Origin of the sequence: Pseudomonas aestuarii (assembly GCF_027988105.1) — a bacterium.
GTDB classification, from domain to species: domain Bacteria; phylum Pseudomonadota; class Gammaproteobacteria; order Pseudomonadales; family Pseudomonadaceae; genus Aquipseudomonas; species Aquipseudomonas aestuarii.
The window spans coordinates 283773-299988 of record NZ_JAQJZJ010000002.1 but is presented as its reverse complement, the minus strand read 5'-3'; the positions used below and the strand labels follow the sequence as shown (position 1 = coordinate 299988).

The following is a 16216-nucleotide window of genomic DNA, read 5'->3' as shown; positions in this document are numbered from 1 at the left end:
CTTTTGGGTCAACAAATATTTGACTCTCTGGTCAGGTGATTGTCATGCGATTCGGTTATGAGCACGTGTCCAGCCGACGCTGCCGCACAATTAGGGCCCGATTAACGCCACGCGCAACGACTTCGGCGCGTACAGGCCCTCTAATTCAAGTGTAGGAGTCGGCGAGCAGCTGGCTGGGTCGCGTACGGCAAACAGATGGAGGAAAGGAGGGGGCGCAGGCGATTCTGCATGGGTCAGATGGGGCTGTTTCAGGAGCCGCTGGAGATTGCTGAAGACATCATGGCCAGAGCCTGTCCACCGGGGCGTTCGTCGTGAGCAGACAGGCCGATTGTATGAAGCCTGGACTGAGGAGTCTGCCCGAGCCTGCCAGACCATGGGTGTTGGCCTGGCAGTGGTGGGTTGATAGAGGCAGCAGACCTCAGTGAAGGGGGCGGACTCAATCGTGGCTGGTTACCTGCTGGGTTTGCCGCCTCCGCCGCCTTTACCCCCGCCTTTGCCGCCGCCACCCGAGGCGGCGTCGCTTACGGTGACCACGGAGGACATGTCAGTCCAGGTCGACGCATCCTGGCCGTTACGGGCGCGGACTCGATAACTGTAGCGGCCGCTGCCGACGTCATCCTCATAGAACAGAGTTGTCCCGCCGCTGACCGCTATCAGCGTGGTCGAGGTGATGGAGCCGTTTTTCTTGTGCAGGGTGTTGCGCTCGATATCGAAGCCGGTGACGTTCTCGCCGTTGTGGCTCCAGGTCACGCGTACCCATTGATTACCATCGCCTTGAGGGTCTATCACCTGGGTACTAACGAGTTGCGGTGCGTCGGGAGTCGCCGGTGGCGGCGGTGGCGGCTCCACGCCGCCCAGCGCCAGGGCGCCGGCGATATTGAGCCGGCCATGGCGGGTCCAATCCTGCAGGTTCTGGCCCTGGGCGCCGATCTTGTCGGCGCCGTCTTCCAGGCGCTGGCGCACCACCTGGTTGCAGGGCAGGCCCTTCCAGGTGCAGTTAGCAGGTGCCAGCGCTTCGCCGGCTGTACCGCCGGCTTTCAAGGTTTCGTAGAGATCGGCCCAGACCAGGGCTGCACCGCCAGCGACCAGTGGCGTCGCCATTGAGGTACCGCTCCACCAATCGACACAACTATCGGTTCCGGGCTGGTAGCTGCACTGGGCATCGGGCAGGATGCCGATAATGGCCTCACCCGGCGCGGCCAGGGACACCCAGTCGTCAAAGTTCTGACTATAGGTGGAAAAACTGCTGCGGTAGTCGTCGTCATCCGTAGCGGCTACGGCGATCACGGTCGAGTCGCCGTTGCCATCGGTGCAGGCGGCGGGGTAGAAACGCTGGGTATCGCCGTTGTTACCCGCGCCCGCCACCACGACCACGCCATTGTCCACGGCAAATTGCACTGCATCGCATTCGGCATTTGAGGGGTCGGTGGGGGTGATACCGCCATCGGCATCGATAAAGTCGCTGCCATAGCTCATGCTGATGACATGGTACTGGCTTCTGACGACCTGGCCATTAGCGCCGAGGCGGTCACTGGCCGCTTCACTGATGGCGGCCGCCGAGGCCGACACCGGGCAGAGCCCAACCTCGAACAGGTTGAGACCGTCGGTGACCCACTCCAGGTAGCAGACCTTGAAGATGCCGGCGCTGGTGTCCCAGGCGGCGCCGGCAATGCCCTCGCCATTATCGGTGTTGGCGACGATCTCGGAGGCGGTGAAGGTGCCGTGGCCGAGGTTGTCGCAGGCAGGGTCTGACGGGGAGCACGAATCGCCAATCTGACTCTGGCCTTCGACATAGTTGACCTGTTCCAGGCACTTGCCGCTCAGTTCCAGGGTTGCGCAGTCGGCACCGCTGTCCAGCACCGCCACCTTGGCGGTGTCGAAGGCCGCAGGATCAGTCGTCGCGACCCCTTGGCTGATGTCCCAGGCTTGGGGGGCATCGATATCCGCATCTGTGGTGCCCGTGGTACTACCTAAGATGGGGCCGAAGATAGTCTGCGTGACATAGGTGTGGGCTTGCGCCGTATTGTTCAGGTACCACTGCTCCGAGAAGTAGTTGGCGCCCCCGGCCGGCGTCGGGCCTGGCTCCTCGCTCGGCACGACCAGCAGGCGATAGTAGTCGGGTTCGGCATAGAGCACATTCGGGTTGGCCTGGTAGGCAGCGACCTGGGCCATCACCGAGCCGGCCGGCACATTCACCACCTGCACGCCGATAGCGGGAATCTCCCTGATGGGCATGGCCGAGGCGCTGCGATGGGCTTGCGCGACCTGGGTGGCCGCCGTGCCTGGTATGAACTTGACCAGTACACGATCTGGCGCATAACGCTCTAACTGGCGAGGTTGCGCGTGCGGTTGCTGGTCCGCGGGCGCAGGTTGCGCAACTGGCAGGGTGGGTAGCAACAATGCACAGATGAAGGCAGGCAAGACTAGGGTGGCGCGCATGGCACTCTTCTCCCCCGATGCACCGTTGTCACAGGGGGGGATGCACCGTAGCAGGATATGGAAACGATTGGCTCTCGGTGAAAAGACTAGAAGCTATGACTGACACGGCCAGATCGAATGTAACGAACGGTAGCCATCTCGACGAGCGGTCGTTCGGATTCTTTACGCGCCCAAGGGCGTACTGAAAGGAATCTGTAACCCACCTGAGAGGTTGTAACCGGATTCAGCGAGGCAAGCGCGTCGATGGGGAGCACGGTTTCTGGGAGTGGCGCAGGCTGACTGCGAATCGCTCAGATGGCGTTATTCGCCGGCATGAGTAGCGCCTCAACTGCGATCGCTGAAAGCTAAGCGCGCTGCCCAGCAGCCCAAGCTGCCAGATCCAGTAGCCAGTAGCCAGTTTTCAGGGTGAGCATCCTGATATCCAATCATGTCAGCAGACTCGCTGGTGCAGAGATACTCATATCATCGGGTATGCAGTGGATACAGGCAGGCCGGCAGTTCAACTTCATTGTTTTGCCCTTAACCTCAGAGCAGGGTGACCTTGGCCGAGTAACGCCCTGTGTTACACTCGCGCCCTGCAATTATCCGCTTGCGCCAAGCCTGGCGCGGCTCTTAGCCACGTCGCACGCCCCGATAGATCAGTAGAGCCGAAGGATAATCATGACGTTGACGGCGCCGGAAAGCCTCGCAGAACAGATCGCTCATCACCTCGCGCAACGCATCATTCGTGGTGAATTGAAGGCGGGTGAGCGCATTCAAGAGCAGAAAGTCACCCAGGCGCTCAGCGTCAGCCGCGGTTCGGTGCGCGAGGCGCTGCTGATTCTCGAACGTCGTCATCTGATCGTGATCCCGCCGCGCCGCGGCGCCCAGGTCAGCGAGCTGACCGCACACAACGTCAAGAGCCTCTACGCCCTGGTCATCGAGCTGTATATCCTGCTGGCTCGGGCGGTGGCCGATGGCTGGCGGGTCGAGGCCGATCTGGCACCGTTTCGGCTCATCCAGCAGCGTTTGCTCGGCAGTCTGCAGCGCGACGATATCAGCGTTTTCGTCGAGGACAGTTTCAACATCATGCGCGCGGCCTATCCGTTCGCCGACAACCCCTATCTGCAGGAAACTGTGGAGAACCTGTTGCCGGCGATGAGCCGTACCTATTATCTGGCGCTGGAACGACGCAAAAGCGAAATGGGCCAATTCCTCAACACCTTCGGCGAGTTGCTCCAGGCGATCATCGCCCGCGATCACTCGCGCGCCCGTGAAGTGTTGCTGGCCTATGGCGAGCACAATTGCAAACTGGTCCTGGCGACCCTGGCCGAGCGCTGATATGCGTCTGAAATGTATCAAACTGGCCGGCTTCAAGTCCTTCGTCGACCCCACCACGGTGAACTTTCCGAGCAACATGGCGGCGGTAGTCGGGCCTAACGGCTGCGGCAAATCCAACATCATCGACGCCGTACGCTGGGTAATGGGCGAGAGTTCGGCGAAGAACCTTCGCGGCGAGTCGATGACCGACGTCATCTTCAACGGTTCCAACACGCGCAAGCCGGTGAGCCAGGCCTCCATCGAACTGATCTTCGATAACTCCGACGGCACCCTGACCGGCGAGTACGCCAGCTATAACGAGATTTCCATCCGCCGCCGGGTGACCCGCGACAGCCAGAACACCTATTTTCTCAACGGCACCAAGTGCCGCCGTCGCGACATCACCGACATCTTCCTCGGCACCGGCCTGGGCCCACGCAGCTACTCGATCATCGAACAGGGCATGATCTCCAAGCTGATCGAGGCCAAGCCCGAGGATCTGCGCAACTTCATCGAGGAAGCCGCCGGCATCTCCAAGTACAAGGAGCGCCGCCGCGAGACCGAGAACCGTATCCGCCGCACCCACGAGAACCTGGCACGCCTGAGTGACCTGCGTGAAGAGTTGGAGCGCCAGCTCGAGCGCCTGCACCGCCAGGCCCAGGCGGCGGAGAAGTATCAGGAATACAAGGCCGAAGAACGCCAACTCAAGGCTCAACTGACGGCCTTGCGCTGGCAGGCGTTGAATGAACAGGTCGGTCAGCGCGAGGCGGTGATCGGCAATCAGGAAGTCGGCTTCGAGGCCCTGGTCGCTGAGCAGCGCAACGCCGACGCCAGTATCGAGCGCCTGCGCGATGGCCATCATGAGCTGAGCGAGCGTTTCAACCTGGTGCAGGGGCGTTTCTATTCGGTCGGTGGCGATATCGCCCGGGTCGAGCAGAGCATCCAGCACGGCCAGCAGCGTTTACGCCAATTGCAGGATGACCTGCGCGAGGCCGAACGTGCGCGCCTGGAAACCGAATCGCACCTGGGCCACGACCGCACCCTGCTGGCCACCCTCGGCGAAGAACTGGCCATGCTCGAACCCGAGCAGGAGCTGACCGCCGCCGCTGCCGAAGAGGCCGCGGTCGTGTTGGAAGAGTCCGAGAGCGCCATGCACGGCTGGCAGGAACAGTGGGACGGCTTCAACCAGCGCAGTGCCGAACCGCGGCGCCAGGCCGAGGTGGAACAGTCGCGGATCCAGCAGCTGGAGCTCAGTCTGGAGCGCCTGGCCGAGCGTCAACGCCGCCTCGCGGATGAGTTGCAGCAATTGGCCGCCGACCCGGAAGACGCGGCCATTGTCGAGCTGGGCGAGCAGATCGCCGTCAGTGAACTGAGCCTGGAAGACCTGCAGCTTGCCGAAGAACAGCAAGCCGAACGCCTGCAACAACTGCGCAGCGACCTGCAGCAAGCCGGCCAGGCCCAGCAGCAGGCGCAAGGCGAACTGCAACGCCTGACTGGCCGGCTGGCGTCACTGGAAGCCTTGCAGCAAGCGGCACTCGACCCGGGCAAGGGCGCGGCTGACTGGTTGCGTGATCAGCAACTCAGCGAACGTCCGCGCCTGGCCGAAGGGCTGCGCGTCGAGGCCGGTTGGGAACTGGCGGTGGAAACCGTGCTCGGCGCCGACCTGCAGGCGGTGCTGCTGGACGATTTCAATGGCCTGGATTTCTGCGGCCTGGCCCAGGGCGACCTGCGCCTGGCCAGCCCGGATCGCGGCGGCGTGCGGGTCGCCGGCAGTCTGCTCGACAAGGTCGAAGCCAGCGTCGATCTGGCGCCCTGGCTGGCCAAGGTCAAGCCGGTGCAAACCCTCGATGAGGCGCTGGCCGCTCGCGCCAGCCTGGGCGAAGGCGAAAGCCTGATCAGTCGCGACGGTTACTGGGTCGGACGACATTTCCTGCGGGTACGCCGCGCCAGCGAAGCGGAAAGCGGCGTGCTGGCGCGTGGCCAGGAACTCGAGCGTCTGGGCCTGGAGCGCGAAGAGCGCGAAGCGGCGCTGGCGCTGCTCGATGAGCGCTTGCTGAGCCTGCGCGAGAGCCAGGGCCAGCAGGAGGAGCTACGCGAGCAGCAGCGCCGTCAATTGCAGGATCAGGCCCGCGGTCTCGGCGAGCTGAAGGCGCAGCTGTCCGCCGGGCAGGCCAAGGTCGAGCAATTGACCCTGCGCCGTCGCCGCCTCGACAGCGAGCTGCTCGAACTGGCCGAACAGCGTGAAATCGAGCAGGAGCAGTTGGGCGAATCTCGTCTGCAACTGCAAGATGCCCTCGACACCATGGCCACCGACAACGAACAGCGCGAAAGTCTGCTGGCCAGCCGCGATGCCCTGCGCGAGCAGCTCGACCGGGTGCGCCAGGAGGCTAGAGCGCACAAGGACCACGCCCATCAGTTGGCCGTACGCCTGGGCTCGCTCAAGGCTCAGTATGACTCCACCCGCCAGGCCCTGGAACGTCTCGAATCGCAGGCCGAGCGTCTGCACGAGAAGCGCGAACAGCTCAGTCTCAACCTGGAAGAGGGCGAGGCACCGCTGGAAGAGCTGCGCCTGAAGCTCGAAGAGTTGCTCGACAAGCGCATGGCCGTGGAAGACGAACTCAAGCTGGCCCGCTTGGCGTTGGAGGACGCCGACAGCCAGTTGCGCGATGCCGAAAAGCGCCGCACCCAGGCCGAACAGCAATCCCAGCTGTTACGCGGCCAGTTGGAGCAGCAACGCATGGAGTGGCAGGCGCTGAGCGTAAGGCGCAAGGCCTTGCAGGATCAGTTGCTGGAAGACAATTACGACCTGCACGGCGTACTCGCGAGCTTGCCCGGCGAGGCCGGCGAGAATGCCTGGGAAGAGCAACTGGAACGCCTGGCCGCGCGGATTCAGCGCCTCGGCCCGATCAACCTGGCGGCCATCGACGAATACCAGCAGCAATCCGAGCGCAAACGCTACCTGGACGCACAGGACGCCGACCTGGTCGAGGCGCTGGATACTCTGGAAAATGTCATCCGCAAGATCGACAAGGAGACTCGCAATCGCTTCAAGGAGACCTTCGATCAGATCAACGGCGGTTTGCAGGCCCTGTTCCCCAAGGTTTTCGGCGGCGGCAACGCTTATTTGGAACTCACCGGCGAAGATCTACTCGATACAGGGGTGACCATCATGGCGCGCCCGCCGGGCAAGAAGAACAGCACCATCCACCTGCTCTCGGGCGGCGAGAAGGCATTGACCGCGCTGGCCCTGGTCTTCGCCATCTTCCAGCTCAATCCGGCGCCGTTCTGCATGCTCGACGAAGTCGACGCGCCGCTGGACGACGCCAACGTCGGGCGTTATGCCCGGTTGGTCAAGGAAATGTCACAGACGGTGCAGTTCATCTATATCACCCACAACAAGATCGCCATGGAAATGGCCGATCAGCTGATGGGCGTGACCATGCATGAGCCGGGCTGTTCGCGTTTGGTGGCGGTGGATGTGGAAGAGGCGCTGGCCATGGTGGAAGCGTGATCCTTTGGCCCGGCGTGTTCCACCCCCGCAGGAGCGGCTTTTGTTCTGAAGCTTTTGCTGGGGCTCGAAGCGTTCGCGGCTGAAACGCAGCGCCGTCCATCGCAGTCTGCGGGGGACGTGATCTCCCAGCAGCCACCGCTATGGCCGCTAGCCGCTAATTGGAAACAGAGTGTTTTAACGGCCGGTTGGCTGTGTAAAGTTACCTTTCGTCGTGCTAGCTTATCGTCCACTTTTGTTACACGTGGGAAACGCCCGTCAGAACATGGAGTTGGCGCCACGGTTTACAGCTGACATAGCAGGGGCAGGATGCCTTTTTTCATTAAATTTTCAGTCAAGGGTCAAGGTATTTCATGGAATTCGGTCTGCGCGAATGGCTGATAGTCATCGGCATTATTGTGATAGCCGGCATCTTGTTCGATGGTTGGCGGCGCATGCGCGGTGGCAAGGGTAAATTGAAATTCAAACTCGACCGCAGTTTTGCCGATCTGCCGGAAACCGATGGCGACCCGGGTTTGCTCAGCCCGCCACGGGTCATCGACCGCGACCAGGAGCCGTTGCTGGACGAACACGACCTGCCCTCGATGAGCGCCCGCGAGCTGAACCGTCGCCGCGGTGGTGAGCCACATCAGGGTGACCTCAATCTGGGGCTGGACGAGCCAGTGCCGACGCTGCTCAATCCGGTGGATGAGGGCACGAGCGAGTCGCGCAAGGACAAGGCGCACAAAGCTGGCAAAGAGCTGCCGCCGGTCGAAGAAGTGCTGGTGATCAATGTGGTTGCCCGCGACGACTACGGCTTCAAGGGCCCGGCGTTACTGCAGAATATTCTGGAAAGTGGCCTGCGTTTTGGCGAGATGGATATTTTCCATCGTCACGAAAGCATGGCCGGTAACGGCGAAGTGCTGTTCTCCATGGCCAACGCGCTCAAACCGGGCACTTTCGACCTCGACGATATAGAAGGCTTCAACACCCGCGCAGTGAGTTTTTTCCTCGGTCTGCCGGGGCCGCGCCATCCCAAGCAGGCGTTCGATGTGATGGTCGCTGCCGCGCGCAAACTGGCTCACGAACTCAACGGCGACCTCAAGGACGACCAGCGCAGCGTGATGACCGCGCAAACCATCGAGCATTACCGCCAGCGTATCGTCGAATATGAGCGCAAGCAGTTGACCAGCAAGCGCTGAACCCGCTGCAAACGATAAGCCTCGAACTACAAGCCGCGCGCTTGGTTTGAGGCTTTGTTGTTTCTGACCTCCGCTATCGCCGCGAGGTCGCGTGCCCCGCATGAATGTGGGAAATGCCGCTAGCCCGTCGGGAACGGGCGCGGCCCTCCTCAGGTTTTGCGGGTATCTGCTGTCCTTTGTAGGAGGGCCGCCCCGGCGCGATGCTTTTGGCCATTTGGCGCGCGCTGAGCAGCCACGTTCAGCGGCAGAAGCTGCGCGGCCACATAGCCAAGGCAAGTCCGCCGGCAAACGGCTAGAATCTTGCGCCTGAATATCAACCAAAGGCTGAACTGGATGCCAGGGCCGGGAACACCCGGCAACCGCTTCCAGCTTCACGCCTGCAGCTACGGCTTGTGAATTATGTCCGTCACCCAAACCGCCGCCGAGCGCATTGCCCAGCTGCGTAGCCAGCTCGATGCACACAACTATCGCTATTACGTACTCGACGAACCGAGCGTGCCAGACGCCGAGTACGACCGCCTGTTCAATGAGCTCAAAGCGCTGGAGGCCGAGCATCCGCAGCTGGTAACAGCGGACTCGCCGACCCAGCGCGTCGGCGGTAGCGCCTTGAGCGCCTTCGGCGAGGTCAAGCATGAAGTGCCCATGCTCAGCCTCGGCAACGCCTTCGAGGAGGCCGACCTGCTGGACTTCGACCGCCGCGTGCGTGAGGGCCTGGACCTGCCGTCCGGCGACCTGTTCGGTGGTGGCGCCGAGGTGGAATACAGTTGCGAGCCCAAGCTCGATGGCCTGGCGGTCAGCCTGCTGTATCGCGATGGCCTGCTGGTACGCGGCGCCACCCGTGGCGACGGCAGTACCGGCGAGGACATCAGCGTCAATGTGCGCACCATCCGCAATATTCCGCTCAAGCTGCAGGGCAGCGGCTGGCCGCCGGTGCTGGAAGTGCGCGGCGAAGTGTTCATCTCCCGGGCCGGCTTCGAGGCGTTGAATGCCAGGCAACTGGAAAACGGCGGCAAGCCTTTCGCCAACCCGCGCAACGCCGCGGCGGGCAGCCTGCGCCAACTCGACCCGAAGATCACTGCCAGCCGTCCATTGCAGTTGTGCAGCTACGGCATTGGTCAGGTCCAGGGCGAGTTGCCGGACACCCACATCGGCATCCTCGAAGCGCTCAAGGGCTGGGGCCTGCCGATCAGCCACGAGCTGAAGCTGGCAAAGGGGGTGCAGGAGTGCCTGGCCTATTACCGCGCCATCGGCGAGAAGCGTGACGCCCTGCCTTATGAAATCGACGGCGTGGTGTTCAAGGTCAACAGCCTGGCCTATCAGCGCGAACTCGGTTTTCGTGCGCGAGAGCCACGTTGGGCCATCGCCCACAAGTTCCCGGCCCTGGAGGAGCTGACCGAGCTGCTGGATGTCGAATTCCAGGTCGGCCGTACCGGCGCTGTCACCCCGGTGGCGCGCTTGAAGCCGGTCAAGGTGGCCGGCGTCACGGTCTCCAATGCGACCCTGCACAACATGGACGAAGTGGCACGACTGGGGCTGATGATCGGCGATACGGTGATCATTCGCCGCGCCGGCGACGTGATTCCACAGGTCGTGCAGGTGGTGACCGAGCGGCGCCCGGCCGATGCGCGAGCGGTGCAGATCCCCGAGTGCTGCCCGGTATGTGGTTCTCACGTCGAGCGCACCCAGCTGGTCAAGCGCAGCAAGGGCAAGGAGTCGTTCAGCGCAGGCTCGATCTACCGCTGCGTCGGCCGCCTGGCCTGTGCCGCCCAGCTCAAGCAGGCAATCATCCATTTCGTCTCGCGTCGCGCCATGGACATCGAAGGCCTGGGCGAGAAGAGCGTCGAGCAACTGGTCGACGAAGGCCTGGTGAGTTCGCCGGCCGATCTCTACACCCTGAAGTTCGAGCAGATCGTCGGCCTGGAGGGGTTTGCCGAGCTCTCGAGCAACAACCTGCTGGCAGCCATCGCCGCCAGCCGCAAGCCGAGCTTGGCGCGCTTCATCTATGCCCTGGGCATCCCCGATGTAGGCGAGGAAACCGCCAAGGTGCTGGCCCGCGCGCTGGCTTCGCTGCGGCGCATTGAACAGGCGCTGCCGGAAGTGCTGACCTACCTGCCCGATGTCGGCCTGGAGGTCGCCTATGAAATCCACAGCTTTTTCCGCGACGCGCACAACCGCAAGGTGATCGCCCAGTTGCTCGAGCGCGGCTTCGAGTTGCAGGAGGAGGGCGAGGTACACCCGGAGTTCGCCGGCTGCGCGACGCTGGCGGGCTTGCTCGATAAATTGAATATCGCTGGCATCGCCGTCACCGGTGCGAAGAACCTGGCGGACAAGGCCGGCAGCCTCGATCGGGTGATCGAGCTCAGCCAGGACTGGCTGGAACTGAGCGTGATGAAGGGTCTCAACGAGAAGGGCAAGCAGGCGTTGCGCGAGTTTTTCGCCAAGCCAGCCAATGTCGAACACGCACGGGCCATTGAGGCCCAGTTGCGCGAGTTCGGCATGCATTGGCAGAGCGAGAAGAAAGCCATCGAGGGCTTGCCCCTGGCTGGCCAGACCTGGGTGCTGACCGGCAGCCTGGAAGTCATGAGCCGTGACCTGGCCAAGGACAAACTGGAAAGCCTGGGCGCCAAGGTGGCCGGTTCGGTATCGGCTAAGACTAGCTGCGTAGTCGCCGGGCCGGGCGCCGGTTCGAAGCTGGCCAAGGCCAGCGAGCTGGGCGTGCGGGTGATTGATGAAGCGGAGTTTGTCGCGCTGATGGTGGATTACGGCGTGGCAGTGTGAAGGCCAAGTGACACACGGGCGGATTGTTCGCCTAACTCCTGAGCGACTGCCGCGGCGGACGGCCCTGCGCTGATTCAGCTCGCCGCGGCACCGCCATGACCGTCGCGTAGGGCGTACTCGTGAAGCCGTACGCCGCAGGCTTTGATCCTATGCAAGGCTTGCGTAGCTCTTGTAGCTCAGTGACATTCGCGGGCTGACCGAGCGGGGCAGGCGCTTCAGCAGTTCAACACATTTCTTCAGTGCGAGAGCTGCTCGGTAATCGCAAGGGCACGTTAGCCGGCTCAGGGCTTGGCTCGATACTCCGGAAGTCACTGGGGCAGCAGCCGAAATGCTGCTTGAAGGTCCGTGCGAAATAGGAAGGATCCTGAAACCCCACGGCGTAGGCGATGCTGGTGATCGGCATCTCGCTGTTGTTCAGTAGCTCCTCGGCCTTTTCCATGCGCTTGCTCTGGATGAATTCGAGAAAGCCAACCCCATAGGTCTGTTTGAACAGTCGGCTAAAGCGAAAAGGCGTCATGCCGCAACGCTTGGCCAGTTCCTTTTGTTCAATGTGTTCCTTGAAGTGCAGCTCGATGTATTGGATGGCATCTTGCAGGGGGCGTTGCTTCTGATGATCGGCGGTGAGCCGCACGCTTTCTGGCAAGTCATTGCTGCGCGTCAGCAGTTTTTTCTGTATCGGCATTTCAGCGTTGCGCCTTAGGCTGCAAAGCTCTCGCAACGCACTGAGGTAGCGATTGCGCTCTGCTTGCACCAGCGGTAGTGCCAGATAATCCCAGACTCCAGATCGAAAAGCCCAGACCGCTAGCTCCTCGGAATGGTGCATGGTCAGCATGGTGATCGGGATAGAGGGCACTGCCCGCTTGACCTCGATCAGCAGGTTGAGACTCATGGTGTCCGGTCGATCGTAATGCATGCAGATCATGTCCGGGCGTTGCTGTGTGTTTATCCCTGCAACACTCAGGTCCCGCGCCAAACTGATTTGGCACATGCTGGCGAAAGCAGCCATGCAGTCGGGAGCCGATTCATCGTGCGTCAGATCGAACCACAGCAGCCGTGGGGCGGTGAGAGCATGTGTATTCATATGCGCCATGTAGCAGTTCGTTGGCAAAAATTCCTTATGTGTTACATGCAGCATCAAGTGCATCGTCCAGTTAACACTTAAGTGTTAGACAGGCCTCCATGCAAAGATCGAATCTTCATAAGTGTTAGAGCGAAGTGTTTTAAATACACCTGTTCGGTAACGCTAGTGAGGCGGCAGAGTGTGTCCTAAGTGTTCGTTTTTATTCGATAAATCATTAATAGCTGTGAGTCTTCAGCTAAATTCATGGGCGGTTGCATGATGCATACGAGCAGTACTTTTGCTTGTTACGGTAGGTGAACACCTCGTCCGCGACGACGGCTGGATCAGTACATCCAGACGAGCGGCAGTGCGCCGCGTAACTAAAACATGAACCCAATGGTGAGCCGGCAGTCCAGCCGTGACTCCACAGCAAAGTGATGGTGCGCAAGTTTTAGTGGGAGCCAGCGAGGACTAAGCGTCCCTCTGCCCCTTCAGAGTTCTAGGGTTGGCATTTCTTGACCGTTAGCCCTCTGCTGCCCGCATATCTACCGCGCGCACGAACGATCAATTTGCAACGACTGATCCTGGGGCCATACCTGGGTGGACTTGCTACGTCTCGCATCGCTCTGTCGGCCGGCTTCGACCTCGCCCGTACATTATCGTCAAGTGCAGGGCGCGAGATTAGCGCCGGAGTGAACGCCTGCAAAAAATTACCAGTGATGTGCAAAAACCTCCTAACCGATCCATTGGCGGGTAACTAGGGTTGAAGCAGGCGGAGCATTCACAAGGAGTACATGTCAGGGAGTACACGGCGACGCCTTCTCTGAATGATCACTCGAGTGAGGTGAACAACATGACTTTTCAAGCAATCAAGTCTTCGGTGATGAAGTTCGTTAAGGACGAGGACGGCCTGACCATCGTGGAATATGCGGTGGCGGGGGGGCTGATCACTCTTTTCGTAGTAGGAGCTTTTCAAGCGTTGGGTACTGCAGTCGAAACCAACATCAATGACCTGACGGGTGCTGTTAATTCACGTTAGGGCATTTTTTAATGCTATCTAGAGGTATGCAGCGATGTCCATGGAGCAGGTGATCCCCGTCATTTTGCTACTAGGGCTGCTGGGTGTTGCGGTGGCGAGCGACCTACGCAGCCACCGCATCCCCAACTTCCTGATTGTGCTCGGCCTCGCTCTGGGGCTAGCCGGCCAGGCTTATGCGGTCGGGTTCAGTGGTTTGGGCGATGGAGTATTGGGCATGTTGATCGGCTTCGGGGTATTCCTGCCCCTATATGCCTTGGGCGGTATGGCCGCTGGCGACGTCAAGCTGATGGCCATGGTTGGCAGTTTCCTGCCCCCGCATTACGCCTTATGGACAGCTTTTTTCAGCCTGATTGCCGGTGGCCTGTGCGGCTTGCTGCTGGTGCTGATACGCGGTCAGGCACAGCAAACCCTAGGGCGTTACTGGCTGATGCTGCGGGCGCGGGCCTACCTGGCACCAGCGGCTGATGAGGTAGCCGGCAAGCCCTTCCCCTATTCGATAGCGATCTTGCTGGGCACCCTGGCCAGCGGTTATTTCATGTTCACCAGTGCGGGAGTCTAGCCATGCATGCGCTAAGCCCTATAGACAGTGACCAGCAAGGTCTCGATCCGATGCAACGCCTGGCGCCGCAGCCACGCAGCGTGGCGGAAACTGGTCTGGCGGACAATTTTATTGGCGATCTGATCTGCAAGCATCTGCACGACGCCGGGGTGCTGGATATGGCGCAACTCGTGGAGCGCCTGGCGCTGACCGGTTCGGTATTGGAGGAAGTGCTCGGCTACCAGCGCAAGGATGGCCGCATCGAGGTGCTTGGCCAGGCAGGAGGGCCGGGCCTGCGTTATGGCCTGACCGAACGCGGCAGAAGCGCGGCCAAGGATGCCTTGGTGCGTAGCGGCTATATTGGCCCAGCGCCATACCCAGTGGAGCGTTATCGGCAACTGCTGGCGGCACAAACGGTGCACAGCAGCCGGATCGACGCCCAGGCCATGCGCGAGGCTTTCGCCGGCGTGGTGCTGCAGGACGAATTGCTTGATCAGCTTGGCCCGGCGATGAACTCGGGGCGGGCGATCATGATTTACGGGCCGGCCGGTACCGGCAAGACGTATATCAGCCAACGGCTGATTCGTCTTTTTCAACAGGCTATCTGGATACCCCGCGCCATCGCTATCGGCGAGGCGGTGGTTGAGATCTTCGACCCTCAAGTGCACAAGCCACTGCCGGTCGAGGTCAAGCAGCGCAGCTTGCGTATTGACCAGGGCATCGATCGCCGTCTGCTGCAGTGCCAGCGGCCGATCATCATCACCGGCGGTGAACTGACCCTGGATATGCTGGATATCCGCTTCGACCCTTACACCCGCCTGTACCAGGCGCCGCTGCAGCTCAAAGCGAGCAACGGCATTTTCATCATCGACGACCTCGGTCGCCAACGGGTGGCGCCGGTTGACCTGTTCAACCGCTGGATCGTGCCGATGGAGGAGAAGAAGGACTACCTCAACCTGGGCGGTGGCCGCCACTGCGAGATCCCCTTCGACCTGGTGCTGGTGTTCTCCACTAACCTCAATCCGCTGGAACTGGCCGACGAGGCCTTCCTCCGGCGTATTGGCTACAAGCTGCATTTCGACCACCTGCAAGCAGATGAGTACCAACGCATCTGGCAGCAGGAGTGCGCAAAGCTGGGCATCCCCTACGACCCCGAGCTGGTGGCCTTTGCCATCGAGCAACTGCATCGCTTAGAGGCTCGGCCGCTACTGCCGTGCCATCCACGCGACCTGCTGGGCATGGCGCTGGACCGCCAGCGCTATCAGGGCGTGGATGACGCGCAGGCTCTAACACCCAAGACGCTGACCTGGGCCTGGCGCAACTACTTCGTCAGCCTCGACGCCAGTAGCAAATAGTACGACGCCAGTCGAATCAAGGAGACACCGTCATGAACTCACGCACGCTTGTATTGATCGCTCTTTCACTCATCCTCGGCCTGGGCGCGGCCTTTATGGCCAACAACTGGCTGAGTGCACGGCTCAACGCAGCGCCTGACGACAACATGAAAAATGTGGTGGTGGCCACGTTGGAGATTCCCTTTGGTCAGATGGTGGAAGCCCAGCACGTTACTCTGGTGCGCATGCCCCAAGCTACGGTGCCGGACGATGCCTTCGATGCTACCGACAAGGTGGTCGGTCAGATTGCCACCTTCGCCATGCTGCGCGGCGACATCGTGCGTGGCGCGCGCCTGGCCGAGCACCTCGGCGGCAGCACCCTGGCCTCGCTGATCGATAAGGACAAACGCGCCATCTCGGTGCGGGTTGACGATGTGGTCGGTGTTGGCGGCTTCTTGCTGCCGGGCAACCGGGTCGATGTACTGGCCACCAAGAAGGTCGGCAATAACAACAACGCCGAGGCAGAAACCATCCTTGAGGATCTGCGTGTACTGGCCGTAGACCAGACAGCCAGTACTGACAAGACCCAGCCGGTGGTGGTGCGCGCGGTGACCCTGGAGATGACCCCGGAAGAGACCGAGATCCTGGTCAAGGCGCAAACCGAAGGCAAGCTGCAACTGGCCTTGCGCAACCCACTGGATAACCAGAAGAAACCACTGCCGCCGGTAGAGGAAGCGGTGGCCATGGCAGCGCCAGCGCCAGTACTTCAAGCACCCAAGCGAGTGGTCCGCCGCAGCAGCAGTGGCAGCAGTGCTGGCGTCACCATTATTCGCGGTATCGATGTGCAGGCGACAAAGGTTCAGCTCTAAGCAGGGATGAGGCCGAGCGAAGCGATGCGTTGCACAACGATGCAGAGCAGAGGCAACGGCAGGTGGCAGTGAAGAGTCGGATTCCCCATTCCCAGGGATGAGACAGAGGCAAAGGTAATCGCATCGGCAAGTCCGGTGCTCCTGATAAGCAGGTAAAGCGCAAAACCACGC

Annotated in this window: 10 protein-coding genes; 8 read left to right on the top strand and 2 right to left on the bottom strand. The window is 61.3% G+C overall.

Annotated features, from left to right (window positions below):
• Nucleotides 1–450 precede the first annotated feature (450 nt).
• Entirely contained in the window at nucleotides 451–2439 is a 1989-nt protein-coding gene (locus PH586_RS05245; RefSeq protein WP_271346725.1) for a S8 family peptidase, read from the bottom strand.
• 660 nt (nucleotides 2440–3099) lie between these two features.
• Between PH586_RS05245 and PH586_RS05240 the strand changes: the two genes are divergently transcribed.
• The 4 genes from PH586_RS05240 to ligA all read left to right on the top strand — a co-directional run bounded on the left by PH586_RS05240 (nucleotide 3100) and on the right by ligA (nucleotide 11205).
• A complete protein-coding gene (locus tag PH586_RS05240; protein WP_271346724.1) occupies nucleotides 3100–3759 on the top strand; it encodes a GntR family transcriptional regulator in 660 nt (219 codons plus the stop codon).
• A gap of 1 nt (nucleotide 3760) precedes the next feature.
• Nucleotides 3761–7249: a chromosome segregation protein SMC gene (smc, locus tag PH586_RS05235; protein ID WP_271346722.1), complete on the top strand. Its 3489-nt coding sequence runs from the start codon at nucleotides 3761–3763 to the stop codon at nucleotides 7247–7249.
• A gap of 350 nt (nucleotides 7250–7599) precedes the next feature.
• Nucleotides 7600–8427, top strand: coding sequence for a cell division protein ZipA (gene zipA / locus PH586_RS05230; protein ID WP_271346721.1), 828 nt, complete (start codon nucleotides 7600–7602; stop codon nucleotides 8425–8427).
• 399 nt (nucleotides 8428–8826) lie between these two features.
• Nucleotides 8827–11205: an NAD-dependent DNA ligase LigA gene (ligA, locus tag PH586_RS05225; RefSeq protein ID WP_271346720.1), complete on the top strand. Its 2379-nt coding sequence runs from the start codon at nucleotides 8827–8829 to the stop codon at nucleotides 11203–11205.
• Nucleotides 11206–11428: 223 nt separating this feature from the next.
• Here ligA and PH586_RS05220 read toward each other — a convergent pair whose 3' ends face one another.
• Nucleotides 11429–12340, bottom strand: a complete 912-nt coding sequence (locus PH586_RS05220) for a response regulator transcription factor (protein WP_271346718.1) — start codon at nucleotides 12338–12340, stop codon at nucleotides 11429–11431.
• Nucleotides 12341–13118: 778 nt separating this feature from the next.
• Here PH586_RS05220 and PH586_RS05215 point away from each other — a divergent pair.
• Genes PH586_RS05215 through cpaB form a run of 4 tightly spaced genes read left to right on the top strand, consistent with a single transcriptional unit; the run spans nucleotide 13119 to nucleotide 16045 of the window.
• Nucleotides 13119–13304: a Flp family type IVb pilin gene (locus PH586_RS05215; protein ID WP_271346717.1), complete on the top strand. Its 186-nt coding sequence runs from the start codon at nucleotides 13119–13121 to the stop codon at nucleotides 13302–13304.
• 34 nt (nucleotides 13305–13338) lie between these two features.
• Entirely contained in the window at nucleotides 13339–13863 is a 525-nt protein-coding gene (locus PH586_RS05210; RefSeq protein WP_271346716.1) for an A24 family peptidase, read from the top strand.
• Nucleotides 13864–13865: 2 nt separating this feature from the next.
• The gene (locus PH586_RS05205) at nucleotides 13866–15197 is read left to right on the top strand and encodes an AAA family ATPase (RefSeq protein ID WP_271346715.1); all 1332 of its coding nucleotides are present in this window, start codon (nucleotides 13866–13868) and stop codon (nucleotides 15195–15197) included.
• A 32-nt stretch (nucleotides 15198–15229) separates the two neighbouring features.
• Nucleotides 15230–16045, top strand: a complete 816-nt coding sequence (gene cpaB / locus PH586_RS05200) for a Flp pilus assembly protein CpaB (protein WP_271346714.1) — start codon at nucleotides 15230–15232, stop codon at nucleotides 16043–16045.
• The last annotated feature ends 171 nt before the right edge of the window (nucleotides 16046–16216 follow it).

Coding starts and splice junctions, on each gene's coding strand:
- cpaB (WP_271346714.1), top strand. CDS start 15,230: ATGAACTCACGCACGCTTGTATTGATCGCTCTTTCACTCATCCTCGGC.
- PH586_RS05210 (WP_271346716.1), top strand. CDS start 13,339: ATGTCCATGGAGCAGGTGATCCCCGTCATTTTGCTACTAGGGCTGCTG.
- PH586_RS05245 (WP_271346725.1), bottom strand. CDS start 2,439: ATGCGCGCCACCCTAGTCTTGCCTGCCTTCATCTGTGCATTGTTGCTA.
- PH586_RS05205 (WP_271346715.1), top strand. CDS start 13,866: ATGCATGCGCTAAGCCCTATAGACAGTGACCAGCAAGGTCTCGATCCG.
- PH586_RS05240 (WP_271346724.1), top strand. CDS start 3,100: ATGACGTTGACGGCGCCGGAAAGCCTCGCAGAACAGATCGCTCATCAC.
- smc (WP_271346722.1), top strand. CDS start 3,761: ATGCGTCTGAAATGTATCAAACTGGCCGGCTTCAAGTCCTTCGTCGAC.
- ligA (WP_271346720.1), top strand. CDS start 8,827: ATGTCCGTCACCCAAACCGCCGCCGAGCGCATTGCCCAGCTGCGTAGC.
- PH586_RS05215 (WP_271346717.1), top strand. CDS start 13,119: ATGACTTTTCAAGCAATCAAGTCTTCGGTGATGAAGTTCGTTAAGGAC.
- zipA (WP_271346721.1), top strand. CDS start 7,600: ATGGAATTCGGTCTGCGCGAATGGCTGATAGTCATCGGCATTATTGTG.
- PH586_RS05220 (WP_271346718.1), bottom strand. CDS start 12,340: ATGCTGCATGTAACACATAAGGAATTTTTGCCAACGAACTGCTACATG.